This is a genomic window from Pseudomonas sp. G11 (assembly GCF_029457515.1).
In the GTDB taxonomy this organism is placed as follows: Bacteria; Pseudomonadota; Gammaproteobacteria; order Pseudomonadales; family Pseudomonadaceae; genus Aquipseudomonas; species Aquipseudomonas gorinensis.
Map to the genome: position 1 here is coordinate 5,741,851 of NZ_CP120377.1, position 16,917 is coordinate 5,758,767.

The 16,917-nt window shown below is 62.7% G+C and carries 16 protein-coding genes; 12 read left to right on the forward strand and 4 right to left on the reverse strand.

Annotation, left to right across the window (positions count from 1 at the left end):
* Positions 1-50: 50 nt before the first annotated feature.
* The gene (locus P2T68_RS26310; protein ID WP_024076670.1) at positions 51-674 is read right to left on the reverse strand and encodes a TetR/AcrR family transcriptional regulator; all 624 of its coding nucleotides are present in this window, start codon (positions 672-674) and stop codon (positions 51-53) included.
* Positions 675-826: 152 nt separating this feature from the next.
* On the opposite strand from P2T68_RS26310, the gene P2T68_RS26315 reads away from it, so the two are divergent.
* From P2T68_RS26315 to P2T68_RS26350, 8 genes are all read left to right on the forward strand, one after another.
* Entirely contained in the window at positions 827-2,605 is a 1,779-nt protein-coding gene (locus P2T68_RS26315; RefSeq protein ID WP_277378490.1) for an acyclic terpene utilization AtuA family protein, read from the forward strand.
* Positions 2,606-2,618: 13 nt separating this feature from the next.
* Positions 2,619-3,491, forward strand: a complete 873-nt coding sequence (locus tag P2T68_RS26320) for an SDR family oxidoreductase (RefSeq protein ID WP_024076672.1) — start codon at positions 2,619-2,621, stop codon at positions 3,489-3,491.
* A 3-nt stretch (positions 3,492-3,494) separates the two neighbouring features.
* A complete protein-coding gene (atuC, locus tag P2T68_RS26325; protein ID WP_150053697.1) occupies positions 3,495-5,111 on the forward strand; it encodes a geranyl-CoA carboxylase subunit beta in 1,617 nt (538 codons plus the stop codon).
* A 16-nt stretch (positions 5,112-5,127) separates the two neighbouring features.
* Positions 5,128-6,285: a citronellyl-CoA dehydrogenase gene (atuD, locus tag P2T68_RS26330; RefSeq protein ID WP_069076736.1), complete on the forward strand. Its 1,158-nt coding sequence runs from the start codon at positions 5,128-5,130 to the stop codon at positions 6,283-6,285.
* Complete coding sequence (locus P2T68_RS26335) at positions 6,282-7,043, forward strand: enoyl-CoA hydratase-related protein (RefSeq protein ID WP_277378491.1); 762 nt, start codon at positions 6,282-6,284, stop codon at positions 7,041-7,043. Before atuD ends, P2T68_RS26335 begins: the two co-directional genes overlap by 4 nt.
* Positions 7,044-7,179: 136 nt before the next feature.
* The gene (locus tag P2T68_RS26340; protein WP_277378492.1) at positions 7,180-9,102 is read left to right on the forward strand and encodes an acetyl/propionyl/methylcrotonyl-CoA carboxylase subunit alpha; all 1,923 of its coding nucleotides are present in this window, start codon (positions 7,180-7,182) and stop codon (positions 9,100-9,102) included.
* Between the two features lie 89 nt (positions 9,103-9,191).
* Positions 9,192-9,734, forward strand: a complete 543-nt coding sequence (locus tag P2T68_RS26345) for an exonuclease domain-containing protein (protein WP_024076677.1) — start codon at positions 9,192-9,194, stop codon at positions 9,732-9,734.
* A gap of 63 nt (positions 9,735-9,797) precedes the next feature.
* Positions 9,798-10,082: a pyrimidine/purine nucleoside phosphorylase gene (locus tag P2T68_RS26350; protein WP_003226701.1), complete on the forward strand. Its 285-nt coding sequence runs from the start codon at positions 9,798-9,800 to the stop codon at positions 10,080-10,082.
* Positions 10,083-10,147: 65 nt separating this feature from the next.
* Here the strand turns inward: P2T68_RS26350 and P2T68_RS26355 are convergent, their stop codons facing one another.
* Positions 10,148-10,954, reverse strand: coding sequence for an MOSC domain-containing protein (locus P2T68_RS26355; RefSeq protein ID WP_024076678.1), 807 nt, complete (start codon positions 10,952-10,954; stop codon positions 10,148-10,150).
* Positions 10,955-10,993: 39 nt separating this feature from the next.
* Positions 10,994-11,929 (reverse strand): chemotaxis protein CheV, encoded by a 936-nt coding sequence (locus P2T68_RS26360; RefSeq protein ID WP_024076679.1) that lies wholly within the window; start codon positions 11,927-11,929, stop codon positions 10,994-10,996.
* Positions 11,930-12,551: 622 nt separating this feature from the next.
* Here P2T68_RS26360 and P2T68_RS26365 point away from each other — a divergent pair.
* The 4 genes from P2T68_RS26365 to P2T68_RS26380 all read left to right on the forward strand — a co-directional run bounded on the left by P2T68_RS26365 (position 12,552) and on the right by P2T68_RS26380 (position 16,036).
* Positions 12,552-12,959 (forward strand): hypothetical protein, encoded by a 408-nt coding sequence (locus P2T68_RS26365; protein WP_277378493.1) that lies wholly within the window; start codon positions 12,552-12,554, stop codon positions 12,957-12,959.
* 37 nt (positions 12,960-12,996) lie between these two features.
* A complete protein-coding gene (locus tag P2T68_RS26370) occupies positions 12,997-14,025 on the forward strand; it encodes an IS30 family transposase (protein ID WP_019818564.1) in 1,029 nt (342 codons plus the stop codon).
* Positions 14,026-14,486: 461 nt separating this feature from the next.
* Complete coding sequence (locus P2T68_RS26375) at positions 14,487-15,380, forward strand: sensor histidine kinase (RefSeq protein WP_024076681.1); 894 nt, start codon at positions 14,487-14,489, stop codon at positions 15,378-15,380.
* Positions 15,377-16,036, forward strand: coding sequence for a response regulator transcription factor (locus P2T68_RS26380; RefSeq protein ID WP_024076682.1), 660 nt, complete (start codon positions 15,377-15,379; stop codon positions 16,034-16,036). The genes P2T68_RS26375 and P2T68_RS26380 overlap by 4 nt, the downstream gene beginning before the upstream one ends.
* Here the strand turns inward: P2T68_RS26380 and yegS are convergent.
* Positions 15,995-16,915, reverse strand: a complete 921-nt coding sequence (yegS, locus tag P2T68_RS26385) for a lipid kinase YegS (RefSeq protein WP_024076683.1) — start codon at positions 16,913-16,915, stop codon at positions 15,995-15,997. The genes P2T68_RS26380 and yegS overlap by 42 nt on opposite strands.
* Positions 16,916-16,917: the final 2 nt, after the last annotated feature.

Consider the following 16,917-nt stretch of genomic DNA (forward strand, 5'->3'; position numbering starts at 1 on the left):
TTTTTGTCTGGCGAGACAACTTTTCCACCGCCAAATTAACAGCTTGCGTCTTAATCGGCCTTCAACACCATCAACAAAGCCTCTTCGGCCAATTGTTCAAGGGTCAGGCTGCCCTCGGCACGGAACCAGGTGGTGGTCCAGGACAAGGCCCCCGTGAGAAAGCGCCGGGCAATAAACACATCGCCCTTGATATAGCCGGCGGCCTTGGCCTCGCCCAGCACCTGCAACCAGAGTTGCTCATACACATCACGCAGCGCCAGCACCTGGGCCTGGCCTTCGGCCGACAGCGAGCGCCATTCGTATACCAGCACCGCCATCGCCTCGCCGCTGCCGCCCATGATCGACTGCAATTCGCAGCGAATCAGCGCCAACACACGCTCGCGCACGTTCGTCGCTTCTTCCAGCGACGCCCGCATCAACGCGGTGTTGTAGTGGATGGTTTCCTCCATCACCGCGCGCAGGATCTCGTCCTTGCTCTTGAAGTGATGAAAGATGCTGCCGGACTGAATGCCCACGGCGCTGGCCAGGTCGCGCACGGTGGTGCGTTCGAAGCCCTTGTTGCGAAACAGGTGAGCCGCGGTTTGCAGCAACTTGCCCCGGGCACTGTCGGGGTCGGTCAATTGGCCGCCGTCGACCATGGTGCGCATCACCCGCAGGGCTTTGTGCTCATCCATGCTGCTCTCCTCTACTTCTTTGACGTCTTGGGCGGCAATTTAGGCCGTGGCCGCCACCCAAGCAAGCGCTTGGCTAAAACTTGTATCCGAAGTTTACAAACCAAGCGCTTGCTTGGTAGGATCGAAGCCAGCCATTCGAGGAAGGATTTCTCATGAGCAAGACGGTTCGTATCGGCTGCGCCAGTGCCTTCTGGGGCGACACCTGCACTGCCGCTGCCCAGTTGGTGCACGGCGGCAAGCTGGATTACCTGGTGTTCGACTACCTCGCGGAAGTCACGATGTCGATCCTGGCCAGCGCCCGGATGAAAGATCCCCAGGCCGGCTACGCCACGGACTTTGTCGAGGTCCTCGCGCCGTTGCTGGGCGATATCCAGCGCCAGGGCATCCGCGTGATCAGCAATGCCGGCGGGATCAACCCGCACGCCTGCGCCGCCGCCCTGCAAGCGGCCTGTGACAAGGCCCACGTGCCGCTGAAAATCGCGGTGCTGCTGGGCGATGACCTGCACGCCCAACTCCCGCACCTGCAAGGGATCACTGACATGTTCAACGGCGCGCCCCTGCCGCCCCTGTGCGTGTCTGCCAACGCCTATCTGGGCGCACCGGGCATTGTCCAGGCGCTGAAGCTGGGCGCCGATATCGTCATCACCGGCCGGGTGGTCGACAGCGCGGTGGTCAGTGCGGCATTGGTGCATGAATTCAACTGGTCCTGGCAGGATTACGACCGCCTCGCCCAGGCCGCCCTGGCCGGGCATATCATCGAATGCGGCGCCCAGTGCACCGGCGGCAACTTCACCGACTGGCGCGACGTGCCGGACTACGAACACATCGGTTTCCCCATTGTTGAAGTCAGCGCCGACGGCCAGTTCACCGTCAATAAAGTCGAAGGCAGCGGCGGGCTGATCAGCGAACTGAGCGTGGCCGAACAACTGCTCTACGAGATCGGCGACCCCCGCGCTTACCTATTGCCTGACGTGATCTGCGATTTCAGCCAGGTCAAATTGCACCAGCAAGGCAAGCACAGCGTGCGCCTGCATGGCGCCAAGGGCTTGCCGCCCACCGCTCAATACAAAGTCAGCGCCACCTACCCCGATGGTTTTCGCTGCACCGCCAGTTGCCTGATCGCCGGGATCGACGCGGTGGCCAAGGCCGAGCGGGTCAGCCAGGCGATCATCCACAAGACCTCGGAACTGTTCAGCCAACAAGGCTGGGCGCCCTACACCGAGGTGAATATCGAATTGCTCGGCAGTGAAGCCACCTACGGCGCCCACGCCCAGCGGCATGACTGCCGCGAAGTGGTGGTGAAGATCGCGGTGCGGCACCCGAGCAAGCAGGCACTGGCGCTGTTCGCCCGCGAGATCGCCCAGGCGGCCACCGGCATGGCGCCGGGGCTGACCGGCATCGTCGGTGGGCGGCCGACGGTGTATCCGCTGATTCGACTGTTTTCATTCCTGGTCGATAAGTCTGCGTGTGCGTTGCTCATCGACGTCCAGGGCCAGCGTCACACCTGCGAACTACCCACCCGCGATGCGCTGGGCACGCCCTCCGCCCCCGTCGACCCGCCCATGCCCGAGGGCCGTGCCGACGCCAGCGTGCCCCTGGTGAAACTCGCCGTGGCGCGCTCTGGCGACAAGGGCAACCACAGCAATATCGGGGTGATCGCCCGCGACCCGGCGTACCTGCCGTGGATCGCCGAGACCCTGACCCCAGCCGTGGTCGTCGACTGGATGAGCCACGTGCTCGACCCGCTCCACGGCCGTGTCGAACGCTGGTACCTGCCGGGCAGCCACAGCCTCAACTTCCTGCTGGAAAATGCCCTGGGCGGCGGCGGTATCGCCAGCCTGCGCATTGACCCGCAAGGCAAGGCCTTTGCCCAGCAACTGCTGGAAATCCCCATCGCCGTGCCGCAACACATCGCCGATCAATGCCAATAAAAGGAATGTCGCCGTGGCCTTCGACTCGATCTTCAAAGCCAACCTGTTCCAGGGTCACACCGTGATTGTCACCGGCGGCGGCAGCGGCATTGGCCGCTGCACCGCCCATGAACTGGCAGCCCTCGGTGCCCAGGTGATCCTGGTCGGGCGCAAGCCGGAAAAACTGCAAAAGGTCGCGGCGGAAATTGCCGAAGACGGCGGCAGCGCCCACGGGCTGGCCTGCGATATTCGCGATGAAGAGGCGGTGAAAGCGCTGGTCACGCAGGTCCTCAATGACCACGGCCCGATCCATGGGCTGGTCAACAACGCCGGCGGCCAGTACCCGTCGCCGCTCGCGTCGATCAATCAAAAAGGCTTCGAAACCGTACTGCGCACCAACCTGGTCGGCGGCTTCCTGATGGCGCGCGAGGTGTTCAACCAGTCGATGAGCAAACACGGCGGCGCCATCGTCAACATGCTCGCGGACATGTGGGGCGGCATGCCCGGCATGGGCCATTCGGGTGCGGCGCGTGCGGGCATGGACAACTTCACCAAAACCGCAGCATTCGAATGGGGTTACGCCGGGGTGCGGGTCAACGCGGTAGCGCCGGGCTGGATCGCCTCCAGCGGCATGGACACCTACGAAGGCGCGTTCAAGGCCGTGATCCCGACCCTGCGCGAACACGTGCCGCTCAAGCGCATCGGCACCGAGTCGGAAGTCAGTGCGGCCATTGTGTTCCTGCTCAGCCCCGCCGCGGCCTTCATCAGCGGCAGCACCCTGCGCATCGACGGCGCCGCCAGCCTGGGCAACCGCGCCTGGCCGCTGCACAAGGCGCACCCACCGAGCGCGCCGTTCAATGGTTTCCACCGCGCGTACCTGCCGGACGTGCTCAAGGCGGAGCAATAAACCATGCCCGTGATTGAAAGCTCGATCGATGCCCACAGCCCGCAGTTCGCACAGAACCGCGAAGCCCTGCTCGCCACCATCGCGCAGTGGCGCCAGTTGGAAGATGCCCTGCTCAGCAAGGCCCAGGAGGCCAAGCCCAAGTTCGACCAACGTGGCCAACTGCTGCCCCGCGAGCGCCTCAACCGGCTGCTGGACCCCGGCGCGCCGTTCCTGGAACTGGCCAGCCTCGCCGGCTACAAGCTCCACGACGACAAGGACGGCAGCGCGGCCGGTGGCGGTTTGATCGCCGGTATCGGCTACGTCAGCGGTGTGCGCGTGCTGGTGGTGGCCAACAACAGTGCGATCAAGGGCGGCACCATTTCGCCTACCGGTTTGAAAAAATCCCTGCGCCTGCAACAGATCGCCATGGAGAACAAGCTGCCGGTGGTGACCCTCGCTGAAAGCGGCGGTGCCAACCTCAACTACGCGGCAGAGATTTTCGTCGAAGGCGCACGCAGCTTCGCCAACCAGGCGCGCATGTCCGCCATGGGCCTGCCCCAGATCACCGTGGTACACGGCTCGGCCACGGCGGGCGGCGCCTACCAGCCGGGGCTGTCGGATTACGTGGTGGTGGTGCGCGGTAAGGCCAAGCTATTCCTGGCTGGGCCGCCGCTGCTCAAGGCAGCGACCGGCGAAGTCGCCAGCGACGAGGAACTGGGCGGTGCCCAAATGCACGCGCAAACCGCAGGCACCGCCGAATACCTGGCTGAAAACGACGCCGACGGCATACGCATCGTGCGCGAGATTGTCAGCCTGTTGCCTTGGAATGATCGCCTGCCGCCTGCGCCCAAGCGGGCTTATCAGGAGCCGCTGTACCCGGTCGACGACTTGCTGGGACTGATCCCCGACGACCCGAAAAAACCCTATGACGTGCGCGAAATCCTCGCACGCCTGGGCGACGGTTCGAACTTCCTGGAGTTCAAGGGCGAGTTCGACCCCCACACCGTCTGCGGTCACCTGCACATCCAGGGGCGGGCCGTCGGCGTCATCGGCAACAACGGCCCGATCACCCCCAAGGGCGCCAGCAAGGCCGCGCAGTTTATCCAGCTGTGCGACCAGAGCCGTACGCCGCTGCTGTTCCTGCACAACACCACCGGTTTTATGGTCGGCACCGAGTCGGAGCAACAAGGCGTGATCAAGCACGGTGCCAAGATGATCCAGGCCGTGGCCAATGCACGCGTCGCTAAACTCACCCTCGTGGTCGGCGGCTCTTACGGCGCCGGCAACTATGCGATGTGCGGACGCGGCCTCGACCCACGCTTTATCTTCGCCTGGCCCAACAGCCGCACCGCCGTGATGGGCGGCGCGCAAGCCGGCAAGGTGCTGCGGATTGTCACCGAGGCCAAACAACTGAAGAACGGCCTGGTGCCGGACCCCAAGGTGCTGGATATGCTGGAGCAAGTCACTGCGCAGAAGCTCGAGAGTCAATCCACCGCGCTGTATGGCAGCGCGAACCTGTGGGATGACGGGCTGATCGACCCACGGGATAGCCGCACGCTGCTGGGGTTTCTGCTGGATATCTGTGATGAAGCCGAAGTGCGGGAGTTGCAGCCGAACAGCTTTGGCGTGGCGCGTTTCTAACCGGAGAATAAGCACAATGATCTTCACCCAGGAACATCAGGAACTGCGCCGCACCGTCCGCGCCTTCGTCGACCGTGAGATCAACCCCTACGTCGACGAATGGGAAAAAGCCGGCCGCTTCCCCATCCACGACCTCTTCCGCAAGGCCGGCGACCTCGGCCTGCTGGGCATTTCCAAGCCCGAGCAATTCGGCGGGATGGGCCTGGACTACAGCTACTCGATCGTCGCCGCCGAAGAGTTCGGCACCATACGCTGCGGTGGCATCCCCATGTCCATCGGCGTGCAGACCGACATGTGCACCCCCGCCCTCGCCCGCTTCGGCTCCGACGAATTGCGCGACGAATTCCTGCGCCCGGCCATCAGCGGCGAACAAGTGGGCTGCATCGGCGTCTCGGAAACCGGTGCGGGCTCCGATGTGGCCGGGCTGAAGACCCATGCGCGCAAGGACGGCGACGACTACGTGATCAACGGCAGCAAGATGTGGATCACCAATTCCCCCAGCGCCGACTTTATCTGCCTGCTGGCCAACACCTCCGACGACAAGCCGCATATCAACAAGTCGCTGATCATGGTGCCGATGAACACTCCGGGCATCAGCGTCAGCCCGCCCTTGGAAAAACTCGGTATGCACAGCTCCGAGACCGCCCAGGTATTTTTCGATGGCGTGCGCGTGCCGCAGCGTTATCGCATCGGCCATGAGGGGGCCGGCTTTATGATGCAGATGCTGCAATTCCAGGAAGAACGCCTGTTTGGCGCGGCCAATATGATCAAGGGCCTGGAGTACTGCATCGACAGCACCATCGACTACTGCAAAGAGCGCCAGACGTTCGGCAAGGCGCTGATCGACAACCAGGTGATTCACTTTCGCCTGGCTGAACTTGCCACCGAAATCGAATGCCTGCGCGCACTGGTCTACCAGGCCACCGAGCAATACATCAAAGGCCAGGACGTCACGCGCCTGGCCTCCATGGCCAAGCTCAAGGCCGGGCGCCTGGGCCGTGAAGTCAGCGACAGCTGCCTGCAATATTGGGGCGGCATGGGCTTTATGTGGGACAACCCGGTGGCCCGCGCCTATCGCGATGTGCGCCTGGTATCGATTGGCGGCGGTGCCGACGAGATCATGCTGGGCATTATCTGCAAACTGATGGGCACCCTGCCGGGGAAAAAACCATGAACACCCTGCTGCTCGAACCGCATACCGGGGTGCTGCATATCACCCTCAACCGGCCGGAAAGCCGCAATGCAATGAGCCTGGAAATGGTCAATGAACTGCGCGCGGTGCTGGCGGGGTTGGACAGCCAGGTGCGCGCGGTGGTGATCAGTGGCGCAGGCGGACACTTTTGCGCCGGTGCCGATGTGAAGGATCTGGTCAGCGCAGGCGATCAATTGCAGGCACTGAACCGGGCCTTTGGCGCTTTGCTGCAAGACGTGGAAGCCGTGTCGCCAGTGGTCATCGTGGTGCTGCAAGGCGCAGTGCTGGGCGGTGGGTTTGGGTTGGCCTGCGTGAGTGACATCGCGATTGCCGATCACCAGGCGCAGTTTGGTTTGCCGGAGACCAGCCTGGGGTTGCTGCCGGCACAGATTGCGCCGTTCGTGGTCAAGCGTATCGGCCTGACCCAGGCGCGGCGACTGGCACTCACCGCCGCACGCTTTGATGGACTGGAAGCTGAACGGCTGGGGCTGGTGCACTTCACCGAGCGCGATCCGCAGGCGTTGGCGGAGCGTTTGGATGAGGTATTGGGGCAAGTGCTGCGCTGCGCGCCAGGCGCCAACGCGCGCACCAAGGCGCTGTTGCTGGCCAGTGCGGAGCAGCCGTTGGGGCCGCTGCTGGACCAGGCGGCGCAGTGGTTTGCCGAGGCGGTGACCAGTGAAGAAGGGATCGAGGGGACGCAGGCGTTTGTGCAGAAGAGAAAGCCTGGGTGGTGCAAGTGACGTCATCGGGGGCAAGTCGAATCGTCGCACCGCCCCTCCCACATTTTTACCGCGCCCCCCCCGTGGGAGGCGCGGTGCAACGATTCGACTTGCCCCGATGAGGCCGGAACAACCGCATAACCCAAGGGATAATCCAATGCCCCAGCTCACCAAGATCCTGATCGCCAACCGCGGCGAAATCGCCTGCCGCATCCAACGCACGGCCCAGGCAATGGGCTACCGCACCGTCGCCGTCTACAGCGACGCCGACGCCCAGGCCCTGCACGTGCAGATGGCCGACGAAGCGGTGCACATCGGCCCCGCCCCGGTACAACAGTCCTACCTCAATATCCCGGCCATCCTCGAGGCCGCCGAAAAGACCGGCGCCGACGCCATCCACCCCGGCTACGGCTTCCTCTCGGAAAACCCCGACTTCGCCCGCGCGTGCCGAGACGCCGGCCTGATCTTCATCGGCCCCAGCGTCGAGGCCATCGAACTGATGGGCAGCAAGCGCCTGTCCAAACTCGCCATGCTGGAGGCTGGCGTGCCCTGTATCGCCGGCTACCAAGGCAGCGCCCAGGACGACGCCACCTTGCAGGCGCAAGCCCAGCGCATCGGCTACCCCCTGATGATCAAGGCCAGCGCCGGCGGTGGGGGGCGCGGCATGCGCCTGGTGCACGATCCCGCGTCCTTGCTGGACAACCTCCACACCGCACGTTCGGAAGCCCGCAATGCCTTTGGCAGCGACGAGTTGATCCTCGAGCAGGCGCTGATCGACCCGCGCCACGTCGAGATCCAACTGTTCGGCGACAGCCACGGCAACCTGGTCTACCTCGGCGAACGCGACTGCTCGATCCAGCGCCGCCATCAGAAAATCATTGAAGAAGCGCCGTGCCCGGTGATGACGCCCGAACTGCGCCAGGCCATGGGCGAAGCGGCGCTCAAGGCCGGGCGCGCAGTGAATTACGTGGGCGCCGGTACCGTGGAGTTCCTGCTCGACCGCAACGGCCGGTTCTACTTCCTGGAAATGAACACGCGCCTGCAAGTGGAACACCCGGTTACCGAACTGATCACCGGGCTCGACCTGGTGGACTGGCAACTGCAAGTCGCCGCCGGCCTGCCGCTGCCGCTGCTGCAATCACAAGTGACCCTCAGCGGCCACGCCATGGAAGTACGCCTGTATGCCGAGGACCCGGCCCAGGGCTTTTTGCCGCAGACCGGCGAGGTGCTGCGTTGGGAGCCGGCCCCCGGCATCCGGATCGATCATGGGTTGTGCACAGGCGAAAAGATCAGCCCGTTCTACGACCCGATGCTCGGCAAGCTCATCGCCCATGGCGCTACCCGTGAAGAGGCACGGCGCAAACTGCTGCGGGCGGTGCAAGACACGGTGCTGCTCGGGGTTGCGAGCAATCAGCGGCTACTGGCCGACCTGCTCGGGCATCCGGACTTTATCCAGGGCGACGTCAGCACCGGGTTTATCGCCAAGCACTTCAGCCCTATCCCGCCCGTGACCGCCAGTGCAGAACAGATCGCCCTGGCTGCCGCACTGTTCTACCAACGCAGCGCCGCCGAGCATCGCCGGGACCTGGCAGGCTGGCGCAACAACGCCACTGTCCCCTGTACCTACCAACTGAGCGTCAACGATGCCGTTCACCACGTCACCCTCAGTGTGCTGGCCGATCACCGGCTGCACATCGATGGCGTCGACATCCAGGACCTTCGCACCGACGGCCGCTGGGCCACCCTGGTGATCAACGGCATTCGCCGCCGCCTCGCCTACCACCTTGACGGCGCCCATGCCTGGTTGCCGGGTGTCAGCGTGGTTGACCGCACGCAGCAGGTCGCGAGCCGCCAGGCCCAGGCCAACAGCGGCACGCTCAAGGCGCCGATGGACGGTGCGATCGTCGATGTGCGTGTCCAGGCCGGTGACTGCGTCAGCAAAGGCCAGCTGTTGCTGGTGCTCGAAGCGATGAAAATGGAGCACCCGCTGAAAGCCGGCATGGATGGCGTGATCAAGGACGTGCAGGTGATCGCCGGAGACCAGGTGCGCAATCGCCAGGTGCTGCTGGAGATCGAATAAGCCCGGCCTCAATCAAAAACAGCGCGGAACTACGCAACCGGGCTACGCTCTATCCCCATCAGGAAGGGAAGAGTACGGGAACCTGCACCATGCATCATTGGCTGATTATTGACCTTGAGGCCACAACGGATGACGGCGGCTGGCCCGTGACGGAGATGGAAGTCATCGAGATCGGTGCGAGCCTGGTCAACCGACAGGGCCGCGAACTGGACCATTTCCAGCGCTTTGTGCGGCCGCTGCGGCGCCCCTTGCTGACGCCGTTCTGCCGCAAGCTGACCCATATCACCCAGGCGAACATCGACGGCGCCGCGCCCATCACCGAGGTGTGGCCGCTGTTCGAGCGCTGGCTGGGCCAGCATCAACCCCGCCTGGAGGGCTGGGCCAGTTGGGGTGACTACGACCGCCAGCAATTGGAACTGGAATGGCAGCGTCATGGCCTGAGCAGCGCCCTCGCCCACACGCCCCACGTCAACCTCAAGCAACGCTTCGCCAAGGCGCGGCGCCTGGACAAACCCCTGGGGCTCAATGGTGCCCTGCAATTGGCGGGGATGCAGTTCCATGGCCAGCAACACCGGGCGCTGGAAGATGCGCGCAACACCGCCCGCCTGCTGCCGCTGATTTTGCCGGTCTAGGCAGCTCCCCTGGCCTTGGGCATACTGGCCGACCTTTCCAGACCCTTTTCCGAGGATTCGCCCATGTTTAAAGTCAACGAGTACTTCGACGGCACCGTCAAGTCGATCGCTTTCGGCACCGCAGAAGGTCCGGCGACCATTGGTGTCATGGCCCCGGGTGAATACGAATTCGGCACCGCCCAGCGTGAAATCATGCACGTGGTGTCCGGCGCCCTGACCGTCAAGCTGCCCGACAGCAGCGACTGGGAAACCTTCGCCGCCGGCAGCCAGTTCAACGTACCGGCCAACAGCAAGTTCCAGCTGAAAGTCGCCGTGGACACCGCTTACCTGTGCGAATACCGCGGCTAAGCGCTCCCGCCGCGTAAAAAAATGCCCGTCTCGCAGGAGACGGGCATTTTTTATGGGCGGGCGATCTATTCGAGGATAGTCACCGGCATGCCGACTTCCAGGCGACCGACGCCATCGTTGACCAGGTTCTGGCCGAACATCGCGCCGTTCTCCGTCTTGCGATAGGCCTCCAGCGTGACGAAGGGTTCGCGGTCGGCACTGCGCTCGCCGGTCCTGGGGTCAATGGTGGTGAGAATGCAACGCGAGCAAGGCTTGACCACGCGAAACTCCACGTCACCGATGCGCAGGCGTTTCCAGCCGTCCTCGGCGAAGGCATCGCCGCCTTCGATCACCAGGTTGGGACGAAAACGCAACATTTCCATGGGCCGCCCCACCCGCGCGGACAGGTCGTCCAGGGAGGCCTGGCCGATCAATAACAGCGGGTAGCCATCGGCAAAGGCCACTTGGTCACCCTCCTGGCCATACCCCGCCTCGGTGTAACGGGCGCGCTCCAGCGGGATGTGCACCAGCCGGGTCGGCTTGCCGATAAAGTCACTGACCCAGGCGGCGGCCTGATCGCCGGCATCCGGTACGCGCAGGGTGTCACGCCAGATGGTCACGCCGCGCAACTCGGCATCACGGCCGGGCAGCGCGATTTCCAGCGGCGTGTGGCCGGGCGCGCTCAGGCTGAGGCCACCTGCGCTGTTCCACAGCGCCGACAGCTGGCTCATCTTCGCCACGGCCCGCTGGGTGAGGAACCGCCCACTGGCTTCGTCCACCAGCATCCAGCGTCGATCCCCAGCCAGCCCAAGTTTATCCAGGCCGATATGCTGAAGGGGTTCGGCCTTGCCGGACTTCAAGGGGTAACGGTACAGCGCGCTGAGACGAAGCATGGGCCTGCGTTCCTGAGGGGCAAAGACGTCACCCTAAGGTCAGGCGGACACTTCGTCCAGCATCAAGCGTTCGCGCACGACGTCCACCAGTTTGTCCGGCTGGAATTTGGAGAGGAAGTTGTCGCAGCCGACCTTCTTCACCATCGACTCGTTGAAGCTGCCTGACAGTGAAGTGTGCAGGACCACATACAGGCTCCGCAGGCGTGGGTCGTTGCGAATTTCGGTAGTGAGGCGGTAGCCATCCATCTCAGGCATTTCGGCGTCGGTGAAGATCATCAGCAGCTTGTCGGTCATCACCTGGCCGCTGTCGGCCCAGCCCTTGAGCATGTTCAGGGCCTTGAGCCCGTCGCTGGCGATGTGCATTTTCACCCCCAGTTGGCCGAGGGTGTCGCGCAGTTGCGACAAGGCCACATTGGAGTCGTCCACCAGCAGCACTTCACGGCCACGGGCGCGTTCCAGTACCGGATCATCGAGTTTCTCGCGGGAGACCTTGGCGTTGTACGGCACGATCTCGGCCAGGACTTTTTCCACGTCGATGATTTCCACCAACTGGTCATCCACCTTGCTGATGGCCGTGAGGTAATGCTGGCGACCGGCGCTGGTCGGCGGTGGCAGGATGGCTTCCCAGTTCATGTTGACGATGCGGTCGACGCCGCCCACCAGGAACGCCTGCACCGAGCGGTTGTACTCGGTGACGATGATGGTGCTGTTCGGGCCCGGCACCAGCGGGCGCATGCCGATGGCCTGGGACAGGTCGATAACGGGCAGGGTCTGGCCGCGCAGGTTGACCACCCCGCACACAAAAGGATGGCGCTGGGGCATCAGGGTCAGCTTGGGCAGTTGCAACACTTCCTGCACCTTGAACACGTTGATCGCGAACAACTGCCGACCCGCCAAGCGAAACATGAGGATCTCCAGGCGATTCTCACCCACCAGTTGCGTGCGTTGATCTACCGTGTCGAGAATGCCGGCCATTAAAAGCTCCTGATGCGCTAAGGGTTATGCAGTTGACTGAAGCAGGTCGCGATTAGCAACGACGATACGCGCCCCTTCTGGATCACGTGGCATCTTGAGTTCTTCACGAGCAAGCTCGCTCCTACGCTAGTTATCGGCGGCAAACGCCAGACCTTGACCCCGTTAAAATGCCACGTAAATCCATTGATGTCACACTGACATCATGCTTTACTGCGCTGGCCTCTCCATTCGGCAAGGCAGCGACATCGCGCGACATCCAAATCGGCGCGAGGTTCCGCTGCGTAAGGGATTCCCCTATGCACAATCAGGCCCAACCTGATATTCGCGATATCTAATAGCCATTAATGTGACGCCATTCTCATTGCATGAATGGAGTCAGGCTTTTGTTTGCCATCGCAAGTCCACGGCCTACTGGCCTTCCAGACATTCACGTCGCGGCAACCGAAGTTGTGCAAATGAACTCAACTGCGGGCCGCGTACTCGGCTGTCGCCCGTATTTAGATAACGGTCCTACTGAAATCTCAGAAGCGACCTACAGATTTCAGTCATCTTTCAGCGATAGTTTTACGCCATTCACTTGGTGCGACATCTCATCACCCGACCTTACGTTGTGGAGACTTGCATGATGAATAGCGCAAACGAATGGCAAACCACACTTCCCGAGTTCCTGCTTGAGGCCGAAACGCTGCTGACCAAGTCGGAAGAATGCCTGAGCCACCTGCATCTGATTCGCAACGACAGCGATGCCATCGACTGCATGACGGTCAGCCTGACCCAACTGGCCGAGAAGGCCGACAGCCTGGCCCTGCGGGCGATCAGCGAGTTCTCCCGGCACATCCAATACCTGATCGCCAATGCGGAAAACCCGCTGCAACTGCACGATCAAGCCCTGAAGGCCTTGCACGATTGCTTGACATTACTGGCATGGCAATTGGAGTTGATTGATACCAGGACCGGCGAACTGACACTGGATGAAAGTGAACAAACGACATTGATTGCCACGGTGACACTGGGCGGCCGCGAAAACTGAGTGCAACACCTGACCTTTCCGGTACGGTGCTGCCCCTATGTCCTATTCCGAACTCAGCGTCGAAGAGCGCGCCATCATTCAACTCAGTCAAGCTCAAGGCTTCAGCCTGCGCGGCATTGCTCGCCTGATTGACAGGTCGCCCTCGACCATCAGCCGAGAGCTGAAGCGCAATCGAGGCAGTAGTGGTGCTTACTCGGCCCGCTGCGCCCAGCAACAGATGAACATTCGGCGCCAGGTTTGTCGCCCCAAGCGCAAGCTTGTGCCGGGCAGCGAGCGCTTCGAACTGGTGGCCCACATGCTGCGTAAGCGTTTGTCTCCCGAGCAGATTGCCGGCAAGCTGCGCAGCATGACCATACCCAACCTCAGAGATGCCTACGTCTGTCGTGAGACGATCTATAACGCGATCTATGCCTTGCCGGTCGGCGAGTTGCGCAAGGAGCTGATCGTCTGCCTGCGCCAAGGCAAGACGACGCGCCGGCCGCGCTCTGGTGGCGTGGATCGGCGCGGCCAGATCCCTGAGATGGTCAGCATTCATGTTCGCCCGCCAGAGATCGAAGACCGGCTGATGCCGGGGCATTGGGAGGGCGACCTGATCAAGGGTAAGGCCAACGCCTCGTCGGTAGGCACGTTGGTGGAGCGCACCAGTGGCTACCTGATGCTGATGAAGATGAACGACGCAACGGCGACCTCGGCGATGGAGGGCTTCAGTGCAGCGCTCAACAGCATGCCGCTGGCGATGCGCAAGAGCATGACCTACGACCAGGGCCGGGAGATGGCGCGGCATGCTGAAATCACCCAGCAGACAGGGGTCGCTATTTACTTCTGCGACCCGCACAGCCCCTGGCAGCGCGGTAGCAACGAAAACATCAACGGCCTGATCCGCCAGTACCTGCCCAAGGGGACTGACTTGTCGGTACACAGTCAAGAGCAATTGAATGCCATCGCCTTGGAGCTGAATATGCGCCCCCGTAAACGCTTCGATTTCAAGTGCCCGATCGAAGTCATGGGCGAGGTGATGCAGGAAGCCATGGCTATGCGGCATCATGCTCCAGCTTCAAATCAATAACCGTGTTGCACTCAGCTTCTGCAACCGCCCTGCAAATCCCGCAAAAGGACTACAGCTATAAACCGCAGCAACGTTTGCATCACACCTCCTGAGTCCAGCCAGGTCGCTTTTAATACGTGAGTTAGCTAAAAACGACAGACGCAACTGATCGGTCGTGATCGACCTGCAGGCGAAAAGATATCAATTAGCCACTAACCGCAATAACGATACGATTCAACTTAAACAATACAACCCTCCATTGTTTAGACCCGGTATTTACCGTCCAGACCGTTTGCCTGAATTATGACTCAACGGTGTCAGGCGCCAGGCGACCAACGGTAAGAGTGGTGGTACTATGCCCCCGCTCGAAGTCACTCAACTTCATCATGTACAAAAACGATTCGGCCACGCATTCCAAACAGAGCCCCGTCAGCCGCCGTGACCGGTCTTATCGCAGCGAACCCTCATTGGCTCCATCCGTTATGTACGCCAGCCTCAAGTCACTCATCGCAAGGTCCGTGTCCCGCAGCCATGCACGGCGCCTGATCCTTGCCCTGTGCCTGTGCTCGTCGCTGCTCAGCCTGTGGGCCTATATTCGCGCCGACACCCTGCCGCTGGCGGTGCTGCTGTTCAACCTGGCCACGCTGGCGTTGGTGGGGTTGCGTCAATGGAGTTCGCGCAAATCCATCAAGTTCCAGCCTCAGGAACTGGCCGAACGCCTGCTGCAAGTGCAGGAAAACGAGCGCCACCGCCTCAGCCGCGACCTGCATGACGATATCGGCCAATTGCTCACGGCTGCCAAGCTGCAAAGCGAATGGCTCAAGCGTCGCCTGCCGGACGACCTGCAAGGCCAATGCGCGGTGCTGTGCAACACCCTGAATGAAACCCTGGCCAAGGTGCGCGACGTCTCCGCGATTCTCAACCCGCGCCAGTTGACCAGCCTGGGCCTGGAAGCCAGCCTGCGGGCACACTTGCTCAAGACCCTGGAAAACACTCAGGTGCACTGGAGCCTGGAATGCCATCAACGCCTGACCGGCATTCCGGAAGAAATGGCCGTGGCGGCGTTTCGTATCACCCAGGAAGCCGTGACCAACATGCTGCGCCACGCCCAGGCCCGCAACCTGCTGGTACGCCTGCAACGCCTGCCCGAAGGGTTATCGCTGTTTATCAGTGATGACGGCCAGGGTTTCTCGCCCGCCAGTAACCCCGGCCTGGAAGGCCAACGGGGTATGGCGGGTATGTCCGAGCGGATTGATCAACTGGGGGGCACCTTGTCCGTCAGCAGCCAGCCTGGCAAAGGGACCCGGATCGACGCGCTTTTCCCCTGGGCGCCCCGCGCCCTCGAACGGGCCAGTTCCCCTAAGGTTCTCGAGTGATCTGCAATTTACTCCTGGTGGATGACCACGCACTGATCAGGGCCGGCGTACGCGCGCTGATCCTGGATATACCCGGCTATGCGGTGGTCGGCGAGGCCAGCGACGGTGCACAGGTGCTGGAGGCGTTCAGCGCCTTGCAGCCCGATATCGTGCTGCTGGACCTGTCGATGAAACACACCGGCGGCCTGGACGCGTTGCAACAGTTAAAAGCTGCCTACCCGGCGAGCAAGGTGCTGATCCTGTCGATGCACACCGACCCGGAGCTGATCATGCGCGCGCTGGAGTCCGGCGCCCATGGCTACCTGCTCAAGGACACCACCGCCAACGAACTGGAGCACGCCCTGCTGGCCCTGCGCAACAATGAGCGCTACCTGAGCCCGGCGATCGCCCATACGGTGATCAACCAGGCGCTGGTGCGCAACCAGGGCCCGGTTTCCTCCGTCGCCCAGAACCACAACCTCACCGCGCGACAGCTGGAAATCCTGCGCCTGATCGTGCGCGGCAAGTCCACCCGCGAAATCGCCCACGGCCTAGGCCTGAGCATCAAGACCGTAGAGGCGCACCGCTCACAGATCATGAAGCGCCTGCAGATTTTCGATGTGGCGGGCCTGGTGTTATTTGCCGTGCGCGAGCAGATCATCAGCCTGGACGACTAGGGGCGAGCCCAGCGGCAAGTGCACGCGCAACGCCTTGGGCAGCGCGCAAAAGCGCAAATCGTCGCCCTTCAGCGGTTCGCCATCGAGATTGATGTACAACCCCTCGGCCTGTTTGATCTGAACCCACGGCAGGCGCGCGCGCACGAACATGGTGTCCAGGCCCCAGCCATTGTTCATCAGCTCACGCAAGGTGCCGACCACTTCCTGGGGCGCCGGCAGGATGCTGACGTCGAGCAACCCGTCATCAGCCAACGCTTCAGGGCATAACACATGCCCGCCGCCCGCCTGGCGCCCGTTGCCGATACCCAGCGCGAGCAGTTCGCCCTTCCAATGGAAACCCGGGCCTTCCAGCTCGCCATACGCCGCCTTCAATTCGCTGAAGCGCGACAGGCCGGTGAACAGGTAGGCGGCGCCACCGAGGATTTTTTTCAGGTCTTCGGAGGTGTTCGCGGTGACCTGGCTGCCAAAACCGCCGGTGGCCATGTTCAAGAACATTTGCCCACCGACCTGGCCGAGGTCGATCGCCCTGGCCGGTACATCCAGCAGCGCCAGGGCCTGCGCAGGCTCCAGCGGCACGCCGGCGGCCTTGGCAAAGTCATTGGCGGTGCCCAGCGGCATCAGCACCAGGCTGGCGTCGGTCCTGGCCAGGGCCATGGCTTCGGCCACGTCGCGCAAGGTGCCGTCGCCGCCGCCAGCGATGATGTGGGTATAGCCATCGGCCAGGGCTTCCTTGACCAGGCGCTGGGCGTCGCCGCCCTCCCACGTGACCCGCACGGCCAGCTCCTCGCCCTGCTCACGCCGGCTCATTACAGCGGCGCGCACGTCCTCGTTGAGGGCTTGCTTGCCGTGGAGGATCAACAGGGCCTTGGGGGTGGTCATGG